This window comes from Actinomycetota bacterium (assembly GCA_035536535.1).
In the GTDB taxonomy this organism is placed as follows: Bacteria; Actinomycetota; JAICYB01; order JAICYB01; family JAICYB01; genus DATLNZ01.
Genome location: DATLNZ010000126.1, coordinates 1 through 2,419 on the forward strand (window position 1 = coordinate 1; position 2,419 = coordinate 2,419).

Annotated in this window: 2 protein-coding genes; both read right to left on the bottom strand. The window is 68.6% G+C overall.

Going from position 1 to position 2,419, the window contains the following annotated elements; genetic code table 11:
- Positions 1-383 (bottom strand): hypothetical protein (locus VNE62_08430; GenBank protein ID HVE92311.1); only part of this gene is annotated, 383 nt, incomplete at its 3' end.
- The gene (locus tag VNE62_08435; protein HVE92312.1) at positions 383-2,203 is read right to left on the bottom strand and encodes a substrate-binding and VWA domain-containing protein; all 1,821 of its coding nucleotides are present in this window, start codon (positions 2,201-2,203) and stop codon (positions 383-385) included. The genes VNE62_08430 and VNE62_08435, both read right to left, overlap by 1 nt.
- Positions 2,204-2,419 lie beyond the last annotated feature (216 nt).

Sequence of the window (2,419 nt, forward strand, 5' to 3'; positions counted from 1 at the left end):
AGGGCGAAAGCGATCGCGGACGTCTGCCCGGCCAGGCGTCGCATGGCCTCCAGGGTCGTGCAGGCGCGGGAGCCGATCTCCTGCGTGCGGGCGGCGACGGGACCGGCTCTGCCGCCCTCGGCGAGGTCGGTGAAGGACCGGACCGCCTTCTCCGCCCTTTTGAGCCACCTGAGCTCGGGAGAGTTGTCCCGGACCGGCAGCATCCTGACGGAGGCGTCCTCGGGCGAAGCCGTGAAGCGCGACAAGATCGACTTCACGCCGAAGACGGCCGCCCCGACGCCGATTGCCACCCCGGCGGGAAGACCGACCGCCGCGGCCGAACCCACGGCGACCCCGGTCAGGAGCAGGGTCCAGGGGTCGCGCAGGTCCTCGGACAGCCGCATCAGAAGTTGGAGATGACGGCGGTGAACACCTTGTCGATCGACTGGGGGTCACCCGCGTCGTAGGCCGCCGCGCGGGAGGCCTCGGCGATCTTCCTGAGGGTCGTCAGATCGGCGTCCTCGCCGTACGCGATGGGAAACACGCGGATGGTCGCCTGATTGCCCTCGCTTCGTAGCTCTCGCAGTGTCCCGTCGAGGTCGGTGTCGGGCGGATACTCGTTGCGGCCGTCGGTGAGGAGCACGACCGCGTTGATCCGCATCGGGTCGTAGCTGCGCTGAAGAGTGCGGACGGAGGCCTTTGTCGTGGCGTACAGAGCGGTGCCACCGCGCGGGACCAGCGACCCGATTCGCTGCTTGATTTCGCCGACCCGCTGTGCCACCGGCGACACGGGGACCAGCTCCTGGTAGGGCGTGGTCCCCTGTAGCTCCGAGCTGAAGATCCACAGCCCCACCTCGTCGTCCTGGGCGAGCTGGTCCAGCGCCTTGATGGCCCCCGCCTTCGCCAGCTCCAGGCGTGAGGATCCCGACTTCGGGACGGCTGTCCCCATCGACCCGGAGACGTCCATCACCAGAAGAACCCGCGCCCTCTTGCGCAACTGGGCCCACGACTTCTGGACGCGGTCCAGGACGCTGGGGGAGGGGGGCGAGATCACCGACTGGGCCCCCTTGGGCAGAACCCCGTTCGACTGGCTGATCTCGCTGCCGGGGTTGCCCTTGAAATCGCGGAAGGCCGCTTTCTGGAAACGCTCCTGCTGCTTGGGGGACTGCAGAAACTTCAGAAAATCGGCGGCGGCCGCCTTCTGGGCGTCGTCAACCCACTCCGCGTTGAGCACCGTGTACGGGTTGTCCGAGACCAGGGTTCCTTCCTTGGGGTAGACGGCGGCGAGGGGCGTCTTCGGAGGCTTGTGCTTCCCGAGCGTCGCGGGGTCGCCGGTCGGGTTGCCCTTGTTGTAGTCCCACACCGACTTCTCCTCCACCGTGACGGCCGAGATGTAGGTGAGGCCGGTGCCCTGGTCGTCGGCCTTCTGGAGGTTCTCCAGGAACGTCAGGGATATGTCCCCGTAGTGGACGACCGACGACTCCACGCCTTTCACAAAGGCCGAGACCTTCGGGTCCTGCAGGTCGGCCTCCGTCAGGTCGCTGGACTTGCCCGTAGCGGCGAAGAACGCGCCGATCGTGGCGTTGAGACCGGACGTGGAGAAATTGGGGTTGGTCTTGCCGAGACGGAACGCCCCCCACTCCGGGTGACCGAACTTGCCCCACCCGGCGGGGTCCTGCGCCAGCGAAAGGACGTCACCCCAGCCGATCGGCTTGGCCGGCCAGCCCAAGGCCTCGGCCATCGGCCGGGGCATGGCGATCACCAAGGGCGTCTCCGCCACGTGCGGGAGATCGTCCGGGACGATGTTGGGCGCGTCGCGCTCGGCGAGCCTCTGCCGCAGGATCGTCACCCAGGACGAGGCGGCGGGCGACCACACGTCCGGGCGTGGGCCGTCAACGCCGGGGTCCCAGCCTCTGGCAAGTGCCTCGGCCGCACCGCCGGACGACTTTGAGGTCACCTGAACGTCCACGCAGCGGCCCCGGACCTCGCGGTCGCCGCGCTCGTACTCGGTGGCTATCTGGGCGAGCAGAGCCGCCTTCTCAGAGGACCCCACCACCGACAGTCCGATGCAGCCCTGGCGGGGCTGCGCGGCCTGGTTTCCGGCGGCGCCCGTGTCCGATGTGTCGCGGCCCCCGCCGAAAACGTTCCGAAGCACCACGATGAGCAGGATTCCGGCAATGGCTGCGACCACGAGCGGAACGTTGTTGCGGCGGGCCGGCTGCATCGCACCTCCGTAGATGGGCGCCAATTCTACCCGGCGCCTCCGCAGCGACTGCTCGAAAGACCGCCCCTCAGGGCGACTGCAGCGACTGGCGCAGCTGGGCGGCGTGCTGCTCGAGGTGGCCGGAGACGAACTCGTCCACCAGGCCGTCCACCGTCATCGCTCCGAGAGTCGCATGCTCGCACCTCTTGGCCGACTGCTCGGTGTCCAGCTCCTCCA

Excerpts from the sequence above, each read along its gene's own strand:
- VNE62_08435 (HVE92312.1), bottom strand. The coding sequence starts at position 2,203 with ATGCAGCCGGCCCGCCGCAACAACGTTCCGCTCGTGGTCGCAGCCATT.